General features: G+C 72.8%; 12 protein-coding genes. 8 read left to right on the plus strand and 4 right to left on the minus strand.

Going from position 1 to position 18,052, the window contains the following annotated elements:
- The first annotated feature begins 189 nt into the window (after window positions 1-189).
- Entirely contained in the window at window positions 190-1,194 is a 1,005-nt protein-coding gene (locus ACIG0D_RS11930) for a cation diffusion facilitator family transporter (RefSeq protein ID WP_399798859.1), read from the plus strand.
- Between the two features lie 98 nt (window positions 1,195-1,292).
- Here the strand turns inward: ACIG0D_RS11930 and ACIG0D_RS11935 are convergent, their stop codons facing one another.
- Window positions 1,293-1,736, minus strand: a complete 444-nt coding sequence (locus tag ACIG0D_RS11935) for a nitroreductase family deazaflavin-dependent oxidoreductase (RefSeq protein ID WP_399798861.1) — start codon at window positions 1,734-1,736, stop codon at window positions 1,293-1,295.
- A gap of 146 nt (window positions 1,737-1,882) precedes the next feature.
- Complete coding sequence (locus tag ACIG0D_RS11940) at window positions 1,883-2,443, minus strand: TetR/AcrR family transcriptional regulator (RefSeq protein ID WP_399798863.1); 561 nt, start codon at window positions 2,441-2,443, stop codon at window positions 1,883-1,885.
- Between the two features lie 106 nt (window positions 2,444-2,549).
- Between ACIG0D_RS11940 and ACIG0D_RS11945 the strand changes: the two genes are divergently transcribed.
- The 3 genes from ACIG0D_RS11945 to ACIG0D_RS11955 are packed head-to-tail and all read left to right on the plus strand — an operon-like array spanning window position 2,550 to window position 4,549.
- Complete coding sequence (locus ACIG0D_RS11945) at window positions 2,550-3,008, plus strand: nuclear transport factor 2 family protein (protein ID WP_399798865.1); 459 nt, start codon at window positions 2,550-2,552, stop codon at window positions 3,006-3,008.
- Between the two features lie 9 nt (window positions 3,009-3,017).
- Complete coding sequence (locus ACIG0D_RS11950; RefSeq protein WP_399798867.1) at window positions 3,018-3,533, plus strand: flavoprotein; 516 nt, start codon at window positions 3,018-3,020, stop codon at window positions 3,531-3,533.
- Window positions 3,534-3,580: 47 nt separating this feature from the next.
- Window positions 3,581-4,549, plus strand: coding sequence for an aldo/keto reductase (locus ACIG0D_RS11955; RefSeq protein ID WP_399799282.1), 969 nt, complete (start codon window positions 3,581-3,583; stop codon window positions 4,547-4,549).
- Between the two features lie 7 nt (window positions 4,550-4,556).
- Here ACIG0D_RS11955 and ACIG0D_RS11960 read toward each other — a convergent pair whose 3' ends face one another.
- The gene (locus ACIG0D_RS11960; RefSeq protein ID WP_399798869.1) at window positions 4,557-5,222 is read right to left on the minus strand and encodes a DUF4232 domain-containing protein; all 666 of its coding nucleotides are present in this window, start codon (window positions 5,220-5,222) and stop codon (window positions 4,557-4,559) included.
- A gap of 49 nt (window positions 5,223-5,271) precedes the next feature.
- Window positions 5,272-7,665, minus strand: a complete 2,394-nt coding sequence (locus ACIG0D_RS11965) for a SpoIIE family protein phosphatase (protein ID WP_399798872.1) — start codon at window positions 7,663-7,665, stop codon at window positions 5,272-5,274.
- A gap of 454 nt (window positions 7,666-8,119) precedes the next feature.
- Here ACIG0D_RS11965 and ACIG0D_RS11970 point away from each other — a divergent pair, with 454 nt between their 5' ends.
- From ACIG0D_RS11970 to ACIG0D_RS11985, 4 genes are all read left to right on the plus strand, one after another.
- Window positions 8,120-12,397, plus strand: coding sequence for a HAMP domain-containing protein (locus tag ACIG0D_RS11970; protein WP_399798874.1), 4,278 nt, complete (start codon window positions 8,120-8,122; stop codon window positions 12,395-12,397).
- A gap of 475 nt (window positions 12,398-12,872) precedes the next feature.
- Window positions 12,873-15,245 carry a SpoIIE family protein phosphatase gene (locus tag ACIG0D_RS11975; RefSeq protein ID WP_399799285.1) on the plus strand — a complete coding sequence of 791 codons (2,373 nt, stop codon included), beginning with the start codon at window positions 12,873-12,875 and terminating at the stop codon, window positions 15,243-15,245.
- A 131-nt stretch (window positions 15,246-15,376) separates the two neighbouring features.
- Window positions 15,377-17,611: a glycoside hydrolase family 9 protein gene (locus ACIG0D_RS11980; RefSeq protein ID WP_399798875.1), complete on the plus strand. Its 2,235-nt coding sequence runs from the start codon at window positions 15,377-15,379 to the stop codon at window positions 17,609-17,611.
- A gap of 195 nt (window positions 17,612-17,806) precedes the next feature.
- Window positions 17,807-18,052, plus strand: a complete 246-nt coding sequence (locus ACIG0D_RS11985) for a hypothetical protein (protein ID WP_166004145.1) — start codon at window positions 17,807-17,809, stop codon at window positions 18,050-18,052.

Raw genomic sequence — 18,052 nt, forward strand, 5'->3', positions numbered from 1 at the left:
GGCCGAGCCACACCCCACACGCCGCCGGCCGCACCCCCCACGCGCCGCGAGCCCCACCCCGCCGGTGTGAGCCGCCCCGCCCTGGGCATCCGCCGAAAGGTGAGCGGGACATCCTCGCCCACGGACGGAAAGCGACGGACGGGACGACACAGCGACGAGGGCTCGCTGGGGGAGGGGAGGCGGCGGGCCGTGCACGAGGCACCGGAGCCGACGAGGGACGAACGCGAGGCCGCGCACCTGCGGGGGCGGGAGGAGGACCGCAGGACCCGCGTCACCGTACTGGTGGCCCTCGCGGCCAACCTGGTGATCGCGCTCGCCAAGACCGTCGGCGGCCTGCTCGCGAACTCACCGGCCCTGCTCTCCGAGGCCGCCCACTCGGTCGCCGACAGCCTCAACGAGGTCTTCCTCCTCGCCGCGCTGCGCCGCAGCCGCCGCCCCGCCGACCGGCGCCACCCCTTCGGCTACGGCAAGGAGCGGTTCTTCTGGTCGCTGCTCGCGGCCGTCGGGATCTTCGTCATGGGTGGCTGCTTCTCCTTCTACCAGGGCGTCGAGGCGCTCACCCGGGGCACCGCGGAGAGCTTCGGCGGCTATGTCGCCGGCCTGATCGTGCTCGGGGTGTCCCTGCTCGCCGAGGGTGCCTCCCTGCTGCGGGCAGTGCATCAACTGCGTCGGCAGGGCGTCGCCGACGGGCTGCGCGACCCGGCGCTGCGCACGGTCGTCGCCGAGGACGGCACCGCGGTGGTCGGCGTGTCCCTCGCCCTCGCCGGGATGGCCCTGCACATGGCCACCGGCCAGGTGGTGTGGGAGGCCGCCGCCTCGCTCGCCATCGGCACCCTGCTGGTGTACGTCGCCTACCGGCTGGGCCGGGACGCCCGCGACCAGCTGATCGGGGAGGCCGCCGACGCGGAGGCCGGCGGCCGGATCCGCGCCCTGCTGCGGGCCCAGCCGGAGATCGACAGCGTGGAGGCCCTGTTCACCATGAAGACCGGCATCGACTCGCTGCTCGTCGCCGCGCGCGTCGACCTGGTGCCCGGGCTGGACAGCGAGCGGGTGGAGGACGTCGCGGTCCGCATCAAGCGGTCGATCGCCCGGACCGTCCCCGAGGCGGACCAGATCTTCCTCGACGTGACCGACCGGCTGGCGCAGGAGGCAGGCGAAAGCCCCGCCGCGACGGGGGAGCGCGGCGGGGCCTGACAAGCGCGTGCCCGCTCCGCGGCACTTCATGCCCACCGGGCGCGAAAAAATCGCGGACGCTTGGTGTGCGGCTTCTTCCGCCCCGACCGCCGTCCCGTTCAGCCGACCGGCTCAAGGACGAACACCGGGATCTCGCGCTCGGTCCTGCGCTGGTAGTCGGCGTACGGGGGATACGCCGCGACCGCCCGCTCCCACCACTCGGCCTTCTCCGCGCCGGTGACCTCGCGGGCCGTCATGTCCCGCTTCACCGGCCCGTCCTGCAGCTCGACCCGCGGATCGGCCTTGATGTTGTGGTACCAGACCGGGTGCCTGGGCGCGCCGCCCTGGGAGGCGACGACGGCGTACCGTCCCTCGTGCTCGACGCGCATCAGCGGGACCTTGCGGATCTTGCCCGTTCTGGCGCCCCGCGTGGTCAGCAGCACGACGGGCATCCCGGTGTCCCGCAGGGTCGTGCCGCGGGTGCCGCCGGAGCTCTCGTACAGCTCCACCTGCTCGCGCACCCACTGGGCCGGGCTGGGTTCGTACTCGCCCTCGAGAGGCATGTCATCCGTCCCATCGTCGAGTTGCCCCGGCCGCAAGGCGACCGGTTCGGCCTACACCGCCCTGCAACACCGTGACGGCCCCGAATCATCCACTACGTCACCCGAATGGCCGATTCGTGGGGTGGGGGGAGCGGGGTCACGGGCCGTCAGGCCGCCCGGGCGGCGTCGAGCAGCAGCCGTGCCGCCTCCCGGGCCTCGGCGGCCGGAGCGGTGCTCCCGGTGATCCCCGCCGTGACCATGGCGCCCTCGGCGAGCAGGAACAGCGGAGCGGTGAGCGCGTCGGGCAGCTCCGCGTCCGCGACCAGTCGGCCGACGTACTCCCGGAACGCCTCCTTGTGCGCCCGGACCCGCTCCGCCACCCCCTCGGAGGTCGCCCCCAGCTCGCCGTACGCGTTGATCCACGCGCAGCCCCGGAAGCCGGGCTCGGCGAACCAGCCCTCCAGCCAGTCGAACACCGCGAGGATCCGCCGCCGCGGCTCCTCGTGGCCCGCCACGTGCGCCGCCAGCCGCCCGCGCCAGCGCGCGTCACGCCGGTCCAGATATGCCTCGACCAGCTGCTCCTTGGCCGGGAACAGCTGGTACAGCCGCTTGAGCGAGAGCCCGGAGGCGCCGCGGATCTCGTCCATGCCGACCGACTGCACGCCCCGCCCGTAGAAGAGGCGCTCCGCCGCGTCCAAGGCCCGCTCCCGGGCGACCGCGCTGTCCATGACCGCCTTACCCCGGCCTCTCCTTGACGTGAGAACGAACGTTCTCCTACGGTAGCAGCCCGATGGAGAACGCTCGTTCTCCACTTCCGTTCGGAGGGAGCCGACCATGACCGTCCGCCCGCCCCTGCCGCCCTTCACCCGGGAGACCGCGGCCCGGAAGGTGCAGGCAGCCGAGGACGCCTGGAACACCCGCGACCCGCACCGGGTGGCGCTCGCCTACTCCGAGGACTCGGTGTGGCGCAACCGCGACACCTTCCTCACCGGCCGCGCCGCGATCGTCGAGTTCCTGACCGCCAAGTGGACGCGGGAACGCGACTACGCGCTGCGCAAGGACCTGTGGGCCTTCGACGGCAACCGCATCGCGGTCCGCTTCCAGTACGAGTCCCGGGACGCCGACGGCCGGTGGTGGCGGTCGTACGGCAACGAGCTGTGGGAGTTCGACGAGCGGGGGCTGATGACCCGGCGGGAGGCGAGCATCGACGACGTGCCCATCCAGGAGCAGGAGCGGCGCATCCACGGCCCGCGCCCGGAGGTCGAACGCGGGCGGTCCATCCCCCTTCAGTAAGGTGCCCGGGTGACTCGACAGGCCGGGAAACCCTTCCTCTACGTCGTCGTCTGCGCGGCCGGCGTCGCCGCGGACGTCGGCAGACTGATCACCGCCGCCAGGGAACGTGACTGGGAGGTCGGTGTCGTGGCCACCCCCGTCGCGATGAACGGCTTCTTCGACACCGCAGCCGTCGAAGCCCTCACGGGCCGCCCCGTCCGCTCCGCCTGGCGCACCCCGGGCGAGCCCCGCCCCTTCCCGCCGCCGGACGCCGTGGTGGCCGCCCCGGCCACCTTCAACACGGTCAACAAATGGGCGGCGGGACTGGCCGACACCCTCGCCGTGGCGACCCTCTGCGAGGCCTCGGGCCTCGGCGTCCCCGTCGCCGCCCTGCCGTGCGTCGCCGACGCCCTGGCCGCCCACCCCGCCTACCAGGACAGCCTGGCCCGGCTGCGCGGCATGGGCGTCCGCTTCGGCGAGCCCTACTCCGGCGAGGACCCGGCCCGGTTCCCCTGGGAGCAGGCCCTGGACCTCGTCTCCTCCTAGCGTCGTACGCTCCCCTGGAACCTCTACCGAAGGCGGGAGCAGTGACGATGCAGTATGTGAAGCTCGGTTCGACCGGCCTCGACGTGTCCCGGATCTGTCTGGGCTGCATGACGTACGGCCTTCCCGACCGGGGGGTGCACGAGTGGACCCTCGACGAGGAGGCGTCCCGCCCGCTCATCCGGCAGGCGCTGGAGGCCGGGATCAACTTCTTCGACACCGCCAACGTGTACTCCGACGGCACCAGCGAGGAGATCGTCGGCCGGGCGCTGCGCGACTTCGCCCGCCGCGACGAGATCGTGCTGGCGACCAAGGTGCACGGCCGGATGCGGCCCGGCCCGAACGGCGCCGGCCTCTCCCGCAAGGCGATCATGACGGAGATCGACCACAGCCTGCGCCGCCTCGGCACCGACTACGTCGACCTCTACCAGATCCACCGCTTCGACCCGGACACCCCCGTCAAGGAGACGATGGAGGCCCTGCACGACCTGGTGAAGGCCGGCAAGGTCCGCTACCTCGGGGCCAGTTCGATGTACGCCTGGCAGTTCTCGAAGATGCAGTACACGGCCGAGAAGTACGGCTGGACCAGGTTCGTCTCCATGCAGAACCACTACAACCTCCTCTACCGCGAGGAGGAGCGCGAGATGCTGCCCCTGTGCGCGGACCAGGGTGTGGGCGTGCTGCCGTGGAGCCCGCTCGCCCGCGGGCGCCTCACCCGCGACTGGGGCACGGTCACCGAGCGCAGCGCCCGCGACGGCTTCGGCAGCACCCTCTACCAGGAGGGCGACCACGCCATCGTCGACGCCGTCCCCCGGATCGCCGCCGACCGCGGCGTCCCGCGCGCCCAGGTGGCCCTCGCCTGGCTGCTGCACCAGGACACCGTGGCGGCACCGGTCATCGGCGCCGCCAAGCCGCACCACATCGAGGACGCCGTGGCCGCGGTCGAACTGGAGCTGACCGACAAGGAGATCGAGGAGCTGGAGCGCCCCTACACCCCGCACCCGGTCGCCGGGCACTGACGCGCGCTCAGGTCAGGTTCCCCGCCCGCAGCACCGTCACGGTCACCGTCGACTCGTTCCCGCCCACCGGCACCTCGCCCGCGGTCCACCGCACCCGCAGCGGCTCCCGCTCGTCCGGCGGGGTGACCAGGAGCGCCGCCGGGGTGGCCGTACGGGCCCCGCTGATCTCGGGGTTGGCGTACGACAGTCCGGCCCACGCGCTGCCGCCCGGCGCCAGCCTGATCCGTGCCGGCGTCTCTCGCTGCCGCCGCGGGTCGGGGCCCAGCTGCTGCCCGGCGGCGTCGACGAAGGCGGCGCCCGGGTAGCCGTAGAGGGTACACGTGCGCGAGGACGTGTTGGTGAGGAGGACCGGGTGGTTCTCCTGGCCCGCTCCCGGGTCGTTGCGGCCGACGGAGGCGCGCAGTTCGGAGGTCCGGCAGCGGGTGGCGCCGGGGGAGGAGGACGGGGCGGCGGGGGAGGCCTCGGAGGACTCGGCGGAGGCGGGGACCTCGGTGGAGGCCCCGGACGACGCGGCGGTCGGCGCGGGGCTCGCGGACGCGGCCGGAGTGTCGGCCGCCGAGCCGGTCGCGGTGGCCGTACCGCCGTCGCCGCCGCCACAGGCGGTCAGCAGACCGAGCGCGGAGGCCGCGACGACGAGTGCCGCGCGATACGGGGACGGGGAAGGGGACGCCATGGAGAGCAGGTGCCCCGTCCCGAGCCGGGGATGCCTCACCCTCCCCGGCTCACTCCTCTTCGAACAGGGCCATCTCCGCCCAGATCGTCTTGCCCTCGGGCGTGTGCCGGCTGCCCCAGCGCTGGGTGAGCTGCGCGACCAGGAGCAGCCCTCGGCCGCCCTCGTCCCACGTCTTGGCGCGGCGCAGATGCGGCGCGGTGTGGCTGGTGTCGGAGACCTCGCAGATCAGCGTGTCCGCGTCGTGGATCAGCCGCAGCCGGATCGGATGCGAGCCGTACCGGATCGCGTTGGTGACCAGCTCGCTCACCACCAGCTCGGTGGTGAAGGAGGCATCCGTCAGCCGCCAGGTGCTCAGCTGCTCGACGACCTGCTTGCGGATCGGCGCGACCAGCGCCGGATCGGCGGGGATGTCCCAGGTGGCGACCTGGGAGGCGGGCAGTCCGTGGGTGCGGGCGAGCAGCAGTGCCACGTCGTCGCAGGAACCGCCGGCCGGCAGCAGCGCGCCCAGGATGCGGTCGCAGGTCTCCTCCAGCGAGGCGGGCGCGGCCGAACCGACGCCCGCGGCCAGCGCCTCGCGCAGCAGCCTACGGCCGGCCTCGGTGTCCCGTTCCGGGCTTTCGACCAGCCCGTTGGTGAAGAAGGAGAGCACGGTGCCCTCGTGCAGATACAGCTCGGCCGCCTCGAACGGCAGCCCGCCCATGCCGAGCGCCGGACCGGCGGGCACCTCCAGCTCCCTGGGCGTGCCGCCCGGCGGGACCACCATCGGCGCGGGATGCCCGGCCCGGGCGAGGGTGCAGCGCCGGGACACCGGGTCGTAGACGGCGTACAGACAGGTCGCCCCCAGCTCGCCGGGGCTGCCGCCCTCGCCGCCGGACTCCTGCGACAGCCGGACGACCAGATCGTCGAGGTGGGTGAGGAGTTCGTCGGGGGCGAGGTCGATGTCGGCGAGGGTGCGCACGGCGGTGCGCAGCCGGCCCATGGTCGCCGAGGCCTGGATGCCGTGGCCGACGACGTCCCCGACGACCATGGCGACCCGCATCCCGGACAGCGGGATCACGTCGAACCAGTCGCCGCCCACCCCGGCCCGGGCCGCCGGCAGATAGCGCGAGGACGCCTCCAGCGCGGCCGTCCTCGGCAGGGAGCGGGGCAGCAGGCTGCGTTGCAGCGCGAGGGCGGTCTCGCGTTCGCGGGAGTAGCGGCGGGCGTTGTCGACGCAGACCGCGGCGCGGGCGGTGATCTCCTCGGCCAGCAGCACGTCGTCCGCGGTGAACGGGTCCGGCCGCCGCCGGGCGCGGCTGAGGACGGCGACGCCGAGGGTGGTGCCCCGGGCCTGGATCGGCACCGCCATCACGCAGTGGATGCCGTGCTGCCGGACCCGTTCGCGGCGCGTACGGTCCTGGTCGAGCCATTCCTCCAGGTCGCCCGCGGTCACCGACGCGACGACCGTGCGGCCCGTCAGCAGCGAGGCGGCCTGCGGGGACGCGGCCGGGTGGAACTCGACGTCGCCCTGCCCGACCACGGCCTCCGGACTGCCCGGGGTGACCGACTGGTGGGCGACACGGCGCAGCGCGACCGGTGCGGAGACCGCCGCCGGGGGCTCGCCGCCGTGCTCCGGCGGGTCGAGCAGATCGACGCTGACGAAGTCGGCGAGCGCGGGCACACAGACGTCGGCCAGCTCCTGGGCCGTGCGGGTGACGTCGAGGGTGCTGCCGATGCGCACGCTGGCCTCGTTCACCAGCAGCAGCCGCTGCCGGGCCTGGTGGTTCTCGGTGACGTCGTGGGCGGCCATGCACACCCCGCGCACCCGGCCGTCGGCGTCGGTGACGGGGGCCATCCGGGCCAGCCAGGCGTGCGCCCGGTCCTCGCCGCCCGCCCGCAGATGGGTCTGCACGTCCTGGGACCGCCCGGTGGTGAGCACCTGGAGGAGATGCCGCTCCAGTTCCTCGCTCTGCGGCTTGCCGCCGATCTCGGACAGCCTGAGCCCCCGGATGCGCTCCTGGGGCAGGCCGACCACCCGCGCCATCTCCTCGTTCTGGGTGCGCAGCCGCAGATGCTCGTCGTAGACCGCGACGGCGCACGGGGACTGGGTGAGCGCGGCGGCGTCCAGCGGGTCGTCGGGAACGTGGGGGCGGGGGTGCTCCAGCGGGGTGACCACCAGCCAGTCGCCGGGGCCGCCGTCGGACGGTCGGCGGTGATGCGCGAGCAGCCACACCGGCATCGTGTGCCCGGCCCGGTGGCGCAGGGCGACCGTGCCGTGCCAGCGAGGGCCGCTCACCTCGGGGGCGGAGTCCGCGAGCAGTCGGGCGGCGGGCCGGCCCACGACCTCGTCGGCCGTCCAGCCGAGCAGCCGCCGCGCGCCCTCGTTCCACTCGGTCAGCGTGCCGGCGTCGTCGATGACAGCCCGGGCCGTCGCGGCCTCGTCGAACGGGTAATCCGGGCTCATCGTCGCCACTCCATCGCGCACACTCACCGTCAACAAGCGCGTCACTTCCGTTCCAGCCTAGTGCGTCGGGCTTTCGCGGGGACGGGTGGCGCACGCCGTGCGGGGCCGTACGCATGAGCGGGCCGGACGTCCCGGTCCCCGGACGCGCCCGTCCGCCGCCCGCGGGCGCGCTCTTCCCGGCGCGCGGGCGCTCTTCCCGGCCGCCCGCAGACCCGCTCTCCCCGGTCCGCGGGCGCGCTCCTCCCGCCTCCCGCCCGCCGGTGCGGAATGCGCGCTTCCCCGGCCGTTTCCCCACCGGCTGTCCCCTCGGCCGCCCCACCGGCCGGGGCGAGGGATGTGGATGAGAGGGGGAGACTTTGTGCACGCCGACAGCACTGTTAGCCTGCGGTGTATTTCGCGTTGTGGAGATCCGGGATCCGTCGGCGATGCCCCTGGGAGGGGAACGAGGGTGCGCATGACCAGCAACACGAGCGAGGTCGCCGAGACCGTGCCGGGCGACCAGGAGCTCAGAATGCTTCTGGCCGGCCTGACCGCCGTACGGGACGGAGACTTCGGCACACGCCTGCCGGAGGACGCCGACGGGCTCATGGGCGACATCGCCACCGTGTTCAACGGCATGGTCGACCAGCTGTCCGTGTTCACCTCCGAGGTCACCCGCGTGGCCCGCGAGGTGGGCACCGAGGGAACCCTCGGCGGCCAGGCGGAGGTGCCGGGCGTCTCCGGCACCTGGGCCGATCTCACCGACTCGGTGAACGCCATGGCGGGCAACCTCACCACCCAGGTCCGGGACATCGCCCAGGTGGCGACCGCGGTCGCCAAGGGCGACCTGTCCCAGAAGATCGACGTGCCCGCGCGCGGCGAGATCCTGGAGCTGAAGGAGACCGTCAACACGATGGTCGATCAGCTCTCCGCGTTCGCCGACGAGGTGACGCGGGTGGCCCGTGAGGTCGGCAGCGAGGGGCGTCTCGGCGGCCAGGCCAAGGTGCCGGGCGTCGCGGGCGTCTGGCGGGACCTGACGGACTCGGTCAACCTGATGGCGGGCAACCTGACGTCCCAGGTGCGCAACGTCGCCCAGGTGACGACCGCGGTCGCCAAGGGCGACCTCTCGCAGAAGATCACGGTGGATGCCCGGGGCGAGATCCTGGAGCTGAAGAACACCATCAACACGATGGTGGATCAGCTGTCCGCGTTCGCGGACGAGGTGACGCGGGTGGCCCGCGAGGTGGGCACCGAGGGCCGCCTCGGCGGCCAGGCCGACGTCAAGGGCGTCAAGGGCACCTGGCGCGACCTGACCGACTCGGTGAACTTCATGGCGGGCAACCTCACCTCGCAGGTGCGCAACGTCGCCCAGGTCGCCACCGCGGTCGCCAAGGGCGACCTGTCCCAGAAGATCACGGTGGACGCCCGGGGCGAGATCCTGGAGCTGAAGAACACCATCAACACGATGGTGGATCAGCTGTCCGCGTTCGCGGACGAGGTGACGCGGGTGGCCCGCGAGGTGGGCACCGAGGGCCGCCTCGGCGGCCAGGCACACGTACGGGGCGTGTCGGGCACCTGGAAGGACCTCACCGACAACGTCAACGTCATGGCGTCCAACCTGACCAGTCAGGTCCGGTCGATCGCCCAGGTCGCCACCGCGGTCGCCCGCGGCGACCTCTCACGGAAGATCACCGTCGAGGCCAAGGGCGAGGTCGCCGCCCTGGCCGACGCCATCAACACCATGGTGGACACCCTCTCCGCCTTCGCGGACGAGGTCACCCGGGTGGCGCGCGAGGTCGGCACCGAGGGCCGCCTCGGCGGCCAGGCCCAGGTGCCGAACGTGGCCGGCACCTGGAAGGACCTCACCGACAACGTCAACTCCATGGCCAACAACCTCACCGGCCAGGTCCGCAACATCGCGCTGGTGACGACGGCCGTCGCCAAGGGCGACCTGTCGAAGAAGATCGACGTCGACGCGCGCGGCGAGATCCTCGAACTGAAGACGACCATCAACACGATGGTCGACCAGCTCTCCGCCTTCGCCGACGAGGTCACCCGCGTCGCCCGCGAGGTCGGCACCGAAGGACGCCTCGGCGGCCAGGCCGAGGTGGAGGGCGTCTCCGGCACCTGGAAGCGGCTCACCGAGAACGTCAACGAGCTGGCCGGCAACCTGACCCGGCAGGTCCGCGCGATCGCCGAGGTCGCCAGCGCCGTCGCCGAGGGCGACCTCACCCGCTCCATCACCGTGGAGGCCTCCGGCGAGGTCGCCGAACTCAAGGACAACATCAACTCCATGGTGGAGTCCCTGCGCGAGACCACCCGGGCCAACCAGGAGCAGGACTGGCTCAAGACCAACCTCGCGCGCATCGCCGGCCTCATGCAGGGCCACCGCGACCTGCCCGTCGTCGCCGAACTCATCATGGACGAGCTGGTGCCGCTGGTCTCCGCCCAGTACGGCGCCTTCTACCTCGCAGAGGACGGGGAACAGGGCTCCGAACTGCGGCTCGTCGGCTCCTACGGCCGCCCCGAGGACGACACCCGGCCCGACCGCTTCCCCTTCGGCCGCTCCCTCGTCGGCCAGGCCGCCCGCAGCCGCCGTACGATCGCGGTCGACCAGCTGCCGCCCGACTACGTCACCATCTCCTCCGGCCTCGGCCGGACCGTGCCGACCACGCTGCTCCTGCTGCCCATCCTCTTCGAGGACCAGGTCCTCGGCGTGATCGAGCTGGCGTCCGTCACCCCGTTCACCCCCATCCACCAGGACCTGCTGGAACAGCTGCGCGAGACGATCGGTGTCAACGTCAACACCATCCTCGCCAACGCCCGCACCGACGAACTGCTCGGCGAGTCCCAGCGCCTGACGGCCGAACTCCAGGTCCGCTCCGCAGAACTCCAGGCGCAGCAGGAGGAGTTGCAGCGCTCCAACGCCGAACTGGAGGAGAAGGCCTCGCTGCTGGCCGCACAGAACCGCGACATCGAGGCGAAGAACCTCCAGATCGAGCAGGCCCGGCAGGAACTCGAGGCGCGCGCCCAGCAGCTCGCGCTGGCCTCCAAGTACAAGTCGGAGTTCCTGGCGAACATGAGCCACGAGCTGCGCACCCCGCTCAACAGCCTGCTCATCCTCGCCCAGCTGCTCGCGCAGAACCCGTCCCGCAACCTCACCCAGAAGCAGGTGGAGTACGCGGGCATCATCCACTCCGCGGGCTCCGACCTGCTCCAGCTGATCAACGACATCCTCGACCTGTCCAAGGTCGAGGCGGGGAAGATGGACATCGCCCCCGAGCGGGTGTCGCTGCGCCAGCTCATCGACTACGTCGAGGCCACCTTCCAGCCGATGACGAGCCAGAAGGGCCTCGACTTCAAGGTGACCACCGCGCCCGGCGCGCCGAGCGACCTCGTCACCGACGACTCCCGGCTGCGCCAGGTGCTGCGCAATCTTCTGTCGAACGCGGTGAAGTTCACCGAGCAGGGCGGTGTCGAACTCGTCGTCCAGCCCGCCGCGCCGGACGAGGTGCCCGACGCCGTGGTCAAGAGCGGCCCCGTCGTGGCGTTCCGTGTCAAGGACACCGGCATCGGCATCCAGGAGCAGCAACTGGAGGCCATCTTCGGCGCCTTCCACCAGGCGGACGGCACCACCAGCCGCAAGTACGGCGGCACGGGCCTCGGCCTGTCCATCACCCGGGAGATCGCCCATCTGCTCGGCGGCGCGGTGACCGTGGACAGCACGCCCGGCCGGGGCAGCACCTTCACCCTGTTCCTGCCGGTGACCCGGCCCGACTTCGAGCAGTTGGCGGGCCGGTCGCCGGAGACCCCGGAAGAGTTGCCCGCCGCGGACGGCGCAGTGGACATCCCCCTGGCACCGCGCCCGCAGCCCCGCCCGCGTGCGGGGGCGCCGCGCCGACGCCGGCTGCTCGTCGTCGAGGAACGGCCCCGCGGGCTGCTGACCCTCGTCGCCGAGAGCGTCGTCGCGGACGTGGCCCGGCACAGCCCGGACGAGGCCCTGCCGCGGCCCGAGGTGGACCTGATCAACGCCGTCGGCGCCCAGGAGGCGGCCGGGGCACTGGCCGCCGAGCCCTGCCACTGTGTCGTCCTCGACCTCGACATGCCCGACGGTGAGGCCGCGCGGTTCCTGGAGGCGCTGCGCGGCGACTCGGCGCTCGCGGACGTACCCGTCCTGGTGCACAGCAGCCACCACACGGACGCGGCGCAGCTGCTCGGCCCGGACGCGCACGACGGGGCGCTGGAATTCCTCTCCAGCCTCGACGAACTGCGCGAACGCATCGCGCTGCACCTGTCCGCGGAGGAGCCGGGGGACGTGCTGTCCCTGGTGCGGGGAGAGGAACGGCAGGAGCTGCCGTCGCCCCCCGTCGACGACTCCTTCGCCGGACGGACCGTCCTCGTCGTCGACGACGACGCGCGCAACCTCTTCGCGCTCAGCGGGATCCTGGAGCTGCAGGGCTTCCGGGTGCTCCACGCGGAGGACGGCCGCAAGGGCATCGAGACGCTGCTCGACAACCCCGACATCGACCTGATCCTGATGGACGTGATGATGCCGGAGATGGACGGCTACACCGCCACGGCCGAGATCCGCAGGATGCCCCGGTTCGCCGACCTGCCCATCATCGCCGTCACCGCCAAGGCGATGCCGGGCGACCGGGAGAAGTCCCTGGCGTCCGGGGCGAGCGACTACGTCACCAAGCCGGTCGACACCCAGGACCTCATCACCTGCGTCCGACGCTGGCTGTCCCGGTGAGCCCCGCACCCCGCCGCACCGGCACGACCGTCCACGCCCCAGGGGCGTCCCGCGCAGGAGCAACCGCACCGTGACCCGAGCCGACCACCCCGAGGAACCCCCCGAGTCCCGAACCACCACGCCGGGCGACTCCGCCCACCACCAGGGCGGTTCGGGCCGCATTCCGGGTCCGGCGAGCGCTGCCGCGTCGCCGCACTCCGTCGAGACCGACGCCGCCGCGTCCCTGCCCGCCGCCCCGGTCGGTGATGAAGCGCCGGCCCTCACCTCCGGCCCAGCCGGCGGTGACGCCCTGTCGCTGCCCGCCGCCCCCGCCCGCGGTGACGCGGTGGCCCTCGTCTCCGTCCCGGATGGTGACGGCGCGTCGGCCATGGCCCCCGTCCCGGATGGTGACGGCGCGTCGGCCATGGCCCCCGTCCCGGACGGTGACGGCGCGTCGGTCATAGCACTCGTCCCGGATGGTGACGACGCGTCGATCATGACGCCCGTCCCGGTCGGTGAGTTGGCCGGTGTGGCGCCGACCTCCCCCGTCGGGAGGCTCGCCGCGACCGTGGAGCGGCTGCGTCGGGAGGTGCGGGCGGCGCAGGCCGAGGCCGAGGGACGGGCGCTGATCGAGCTGGCCAAGGGCATCCTGGTCGAACGGCTCGGCTGCGGACCCGCGCAGGCGGCGAAGCAGCTAGCGGAGCTGACCGAGCAGGCCCGGATGACCCCGCTGGAGTTCGCCGTCGAGGTCATCAACCAGGCGGCCCGGGACCGCGTGGCGGAAGCCACGGACGCGTTCCTCGCGACCGCCATGGGCGCCCGCGCCGGGAAGCTCGACCAGGCCGCCGTACGCCTGCGCGCCGCCGAGAGCGGAGCGCTCGCCGCGTCGGACGCGCAGGCCGTTGTCGACTCACTGCTGGAGCACGCGCTGCGCCCGCTGGGCGCGGTGGCCGTGGCCCTGTGGGCGGCGGGCCCCGACGGCTCGCTCACCCTGGCGGGCAGCGCCGGTTTCGCCCCGGCCGAAGCCTCACGGTGGCGCTATGTGCCCCCGGACGTGGCGACGGTCGCGCGCCGCGCGCTCACCGAGCGCAGCGGCCAGTGGATTTCCTCGCTGGCGGAGACCGGGCTGCCGACGGTCGGCCGGCACGCCTTCCCGGACGGCGGACGGGTCGCCGAGCCCGCCGGGACCGGCGGACGCATCCACGGAGTGCTGGAGATCGCCTGGCCGGGGCCGTTGGAGCCGCAGCCACCGCAGGTCGTCCGCCAGCTGGAGGCCCTGGCCGAGCTGTGCGCGCACACCCTGGAGACGTACCCGCCACGCCCGGACGCGGCCCAGGAGCCGCGGGTCCTGCCGGACACCGCGGAGCTGATGGACCTCGCCGACGGCCTGCACGACCCGGCTCTGGTGCTCGAGCCGTATGTCGACGACTCCGGACGGCTCGCGGACTTCCGTATCCAGCACGTCAACACCCGCTTCCTCGACCCCGCGGGCCGGCCCCGCGCGGTCGTGAGCGGCGCGCTGCTGCTGGAGGCGTACCCGATGACGGCCGGGGGCAGCGAGCTGTTCCAGCGCATCGAGCGGGTGTACGCCACCGGCGAGCCGTTCCGGGCGCGGCGGATGCATCTGACCGCGCTGGTGGACCAGGTGCCGCTGTCGGCGGTCGCGGACATCAGCATCAGCCGTCATGGCAACAGCCTGCTGCTGATCTGGCGCATCGAGGACGAGACGGCCCGGCTGGCGAGCCTGCTCCAGCACGCCCAGCGGCTCGGCCGGATCGGCGGCTTCGAGGAGAACCTGCTGACCGGCGGGATCACCTGGAACAGCCAGATGTTCGACCTGTACGGCCGTTCGCCCGGCAGCCCGCCGGTGCCGCTGGAGGAGCTGCCCGCCCACGCCCATCCGGACGACGCGGTGATCATCGGCCGCTTTCTGCGCACGCTGCTGCACCACCGGCGGCCCGCCTCCGCCGCCTTCCGGTTGCAGCGGCCCGACGGCGTCACCCGCCACATCCGCGTCGTCGCCGAGCCGGTGCTCGACACCGACGGCCGCCTGTTCGTCGTCCGCGGGGCCTGCCAGGACATCTCGGCCCAGCACTGGACGGAGGTCGCCCTCGCCGCCACCCGCGACCAGCTCGCGCACACGGAGCAGCAGGCCGCCGAGCGCAACCGGCTGGCGCTCCAGCTCCAGCACGCCATCATGCCCCCGGCGCAGGCGCCGTTGCGGATGCCCGGCATGCAGGTGGCGGTGCGGTACCGGCCGGCGGAGACGGAGAATCTGGTGGGCGGCGACTGGTACGACGCCGTGGTCCTGCCGTCGGGGCGGGTGCTGCTGTGCGTGGGTGACGTGGCGGGCCACGGGATCGAGGCCGCGACCAGCATGGTCGTCCTGCGCAACGCGCTGCGGGGACTCGCGGTCACCGGGGCCGGGCCGGGTCAGCTGCTGTCGTGGCTGAACGTGGTGGCGCACCATCTCACCGGCGCCGTCACCGCCACGGCCGTCTGCGGCCTGTACGACCCCGACGAGCGCACCCTGCGCTGGGCCAGGGCGGGCCATCTGCCGCCGGTGCTGGTCCGGGGCGCGGAGGCCGAGCCGCTGCCGCTGATCAAGGGTTTGCTGCTGGGGGCACTGCCCGAAGCGGTGTACGAGGAGGACGAAGTCCGGCTCGCGGCGGGGGACACCCTGCTGATGTACACGGACGGGCTGGTGGAGCGCCACGACAGTTCCGTCGAGGAGTCGCTGTCCCACCTGTTGGCCACGGCCTCCCGTACCGCGCCGACCGCGCTGGACCAGCAGCTGGACCGGCTGCTGACGTACAGCCGTTCGGACACCGACGACGACACCTGCCTCGTCGGCATCCGCGTGGCCTGAGACGAGTCTCCTCCGGACCGTTGACGCCGTGTCGTCCCTCCCACAACGATGGCCGCGTCCGAGTTTTGGGAGCGCTCCCATCGCGTGAGAAGCGCGAGGGAGCCACCCGTTATCTCCCGAGGAGCCCCGACGTGAGAAGACGCAGAACCGCCCTGCTGTCCCTGACGGCACTCGTAGGCGCGGCGCTCACCACGGTCCCGGCGCAGGCCGACGAGGTCGAGCAGGTCAGGAACGGCACCTTCGACACCACCACCGACCCCTGGTGGACTTCGAGCAACGTCACGGCGGGCCTGTCCGAGGGCCGGCTGTGCGCGGACGTACCGGGCGGCACGACCAACCGCTGGGACGCCGCTGTCGGACAGAACGACATCACGCTGGTGAAGGGGGAGTCGTACCGGTTCTCCTTCCACGCCGACGGCACCCCGGCCGACCACGTGGTCCGGGCGATCGTCGGTCTGTCGGTGGCCCCGTACGACACCTGGTTCGAGGTGAGCCCGCAGCTCAGCGTCTCCGGCAACACCTACTCGTACACGTTCACCTCGCCCGTCGACACCACCCAGGCGCAGGTGGGCTTCCAGGTCGGCGGCAGCGCCGAGCCCTGGCGGTTCTGCATGGACGACGTCTCGCTGCTCGGCGGGGTGGCGCCCGAGCCGTACGAGCCGGACACCGGGCCCCGGGTCCGCGTCAACCAGGTCGCCTATCTGCCCGCCGGGCCGAAGAACGCCACCCTCGTCACCGACGCGACCGAGCGCCTGCCCTGGCAGCTGAAGAACGCCGACGGCACCGTGGTCGCCCGCGGCTGGACCGTGCCGCGCGGCACCGACGCCTCGTCCGGGCAGAACGTCCACTCCCTCGACTTCAGCGGCTACAAGACCCGCGGCCAGGGCTTCACCCTGATCGCCGACGGGGAGACCAGCCGCCCCTTCGACATCGGCTCCCGCGTCTACGACCGGCTCGCCACCGACGCGGCGAAGTTCTACTACACCCAGCGCAGCGGCCTCGCGATCCGCGACGACCTGCGCCCCGGCTACGGCCGTCCGGCCGGCCACGTCGGCGTCGCGCCCAACCAGGGCGACACGGACGTGCCGTGTCAGCCGGGTGTGTGCGACTACCGGCTCGACGTCTCCGGCGGCTGGTACGACGCGGGCGACCACGGCAAGTACGTCGTCAACGGCGGCATCTCGGTCTGGGAGCTGCTGAGTACCTACGAGCGCGCGCTGCACGCGCGCACCGGCGAGACGGAACGCTTCCGGGACGGCACGCTCGCCATCCCGGAGAGCGGCAACAAGGTGCCCGACCTGCTCGACGAGGTCCGCTGGGAGCTGGACTTCCTGCTGAAGATGCAGGTCCCGGACGGGCAGCCGCTGGCCGGCATGGCCCACCACAAGATCCACGACGAGAACTGGACCGGCCTGCCGCTGCTGCCGAGCGACGACCCGCAGAAGCGCGAGCTGCACCCTCCGACCACCGCCGCGACCCTCAACCTGGCCGCGGTCGCCGCCCAGGCGGCCCGCCTGTACAAGCCGTACGACCCCGAGTTCGCGGCGCGGGCGCTCGCAGCCGCGCGCAAGGCCTGGGCGGCGGCCCAGGCGCACCCCGACGTCTACGCGGACGAGAACGACGGCATCGGCGGCGGCGCCTACCCCGACCGCGCCGTCGACGACGAGTTCTACTGGGCGGCGGCGGAGCTGTACCTCACCACCGGTGAGCGGCGCTTCGCGGACCACGTGCTGACCTCCCCGGTCCACACCGCCGACATCTTCGGCCCGCTCGGCTTCGACTGGGCGCGCACCGCCGCGGCGGCCCGCCTGGACCTGGCGACGGTGCCGAACCGGCTGCCCGGCCGGGACAAGGTCCGCCAGTCCGTCGTCAAGGGCGCCGACCGCTATCTGGCCACCCTGAAGGCCCACCCCTACGGGCTGCCGTACGCCCCCGAGGACAACAAGTACGACTGGGGCTCCACGCACCAGGTCCTCAACAACGCCGTCGTGCTGGCCACCGCCTACGACCTCACCGGATCCGCCAAGTACCGGGACGGCGCGGTGCAGACCATGGACTACGTCCTCGGCCGCAACGCGCTGAACATCTCCTACGTCACCGGCTACGGCGAGGTCAGCGCGCAGAACCAGCACAGCCGCTGGTACGCCCGTCAGCTCGACCCGCGGCTGCCGAACCCGCCGGCCGGTTCGCTGTCCGGCGGGCCGAACTCGAGCATCCAGGACCCGCTGGCGCAGAGCAAACTCCAGGGCTGCGTGGGCCAGTTCTGCTACATCGACGACATCCAGTCCTGGTCGACCAACGAGATCACGATCAACTGGAACGCGGCGCTGGCCCGGGTGGCGGCGTTCGTGGCGGACCAGGGCTGAGACAGGCCCGCGGGTCTGCGGGCCCGCGGGTCCGCACCAGGTGTGCCGCACCGGTGTCCGCATAGGTGTCCGAGGGGTTCGAATGTGATGCGCATCTCGTCGAATCTGACCGCTTTCGATCCCCTCGGTACCGTGATGCCCCCTATCTGACCAGGGGATATTTACGAGTAAGTACCCGCGCGGTACCGTGACCCCATGCCAGCCCTCAACGTGGAGTTCAGCGAACGCGAGCTGGAGGACCTGCGGCAGATCGCCAAGGAGCGCGGGACGTCGATGAAGGCCCTCGTCCGGGAGGCCGCCGCGGCCGACATCGCGCGCCACCGGGCGCTGCAGGAGGGAGCCGAGGCCTTCCGCCGGTTCTTCTCCGCCCACGCCGACGAGTTCGCGGCCGCCTTCCCCGACGACGAGCCGCCCGCCGGTGGCGAGGGACGGGTCGCCTGA

Origin of the sequence: Streptomyces sp. NPDC052773, assembly GCF_044547145.1 — a bacterium.
Lineage (GTDB): Bacteria > Actinomycetota > Actinomycetes > Streptomycetales > Streptomycetaceae > Streptomyces.

Excerpts from the sequence above, each read along its gene's own strand:
- ACIG0D_RS11940 (WP_399798863.1), bottom strand. The coding sequence starts at position 2,443 with ATGGACAGCGCGGTCGCCCGGGAGCGGGCCTTGGACGCGGCGGAGCGC.
- ACIG0D_RS11970 (WP_399798874.1), top strand. The coding sequence starts at position 8,120 with ATGACCAGCAACACGAGCGAGGTCGCCGAGACCGTGCCGGGCGACCAG.
- ACIG0D_RS11945 (WP_399798865.1), top strand. The coding sequence starts at position 2,550 with ATGACCGTCCGCCCGCCCCTGCCGCCCTTCACCCGGGAGACCGCGGCC.
- ACIG0D_RS11975 (WP_399799285.1), top strand. The coding sequence starts at position 12,873 with ATGACGCCCGTCCCGGTCGGTGAGTTGGCCGGTGTGGCGCCGACCTCC.
- ACIG0D_RS11960 (WP_399798869.1), bottom strand. The coding sequence starts at position 5,222 with ATGGCGTCCCCTTCCCCGTCCCCGTATCGCGCGGCACTCGTCGTCGCG.
- ACIG0D_RS11935 (WP_399798861.1), bottom strand. The coding sequence starts at position 1,736 with ATGCCTCTCGAGGGCGAGTACGAACCCAGCCCGGCCCAGTGGGTGCGC.
- ACIG0D_RS11985 (WP_166004145.1), top strand. The coding sequence starts at position 17,807 with ATGCCAGCCCTCAACGTGGAGTTCAGCGAACGCGAGCTGGAGGACCTG.
- ACIG0D_RS11965 (WP_399798872.1), bottom strand. The coding sequence starts at position 7,665 with ATGAGCCCGGATTACCCGTTCGACGAGGCCGCGACGGCCCGGGCTGTC.
- ACIG0D_RS11955 (WP_399799282.1), top strand. The coding sequence starts at position 3,581 with ATGCAGTATGTGAAGCTCGGTTCGACCGGCCTCGACGTGTCCCGGATC.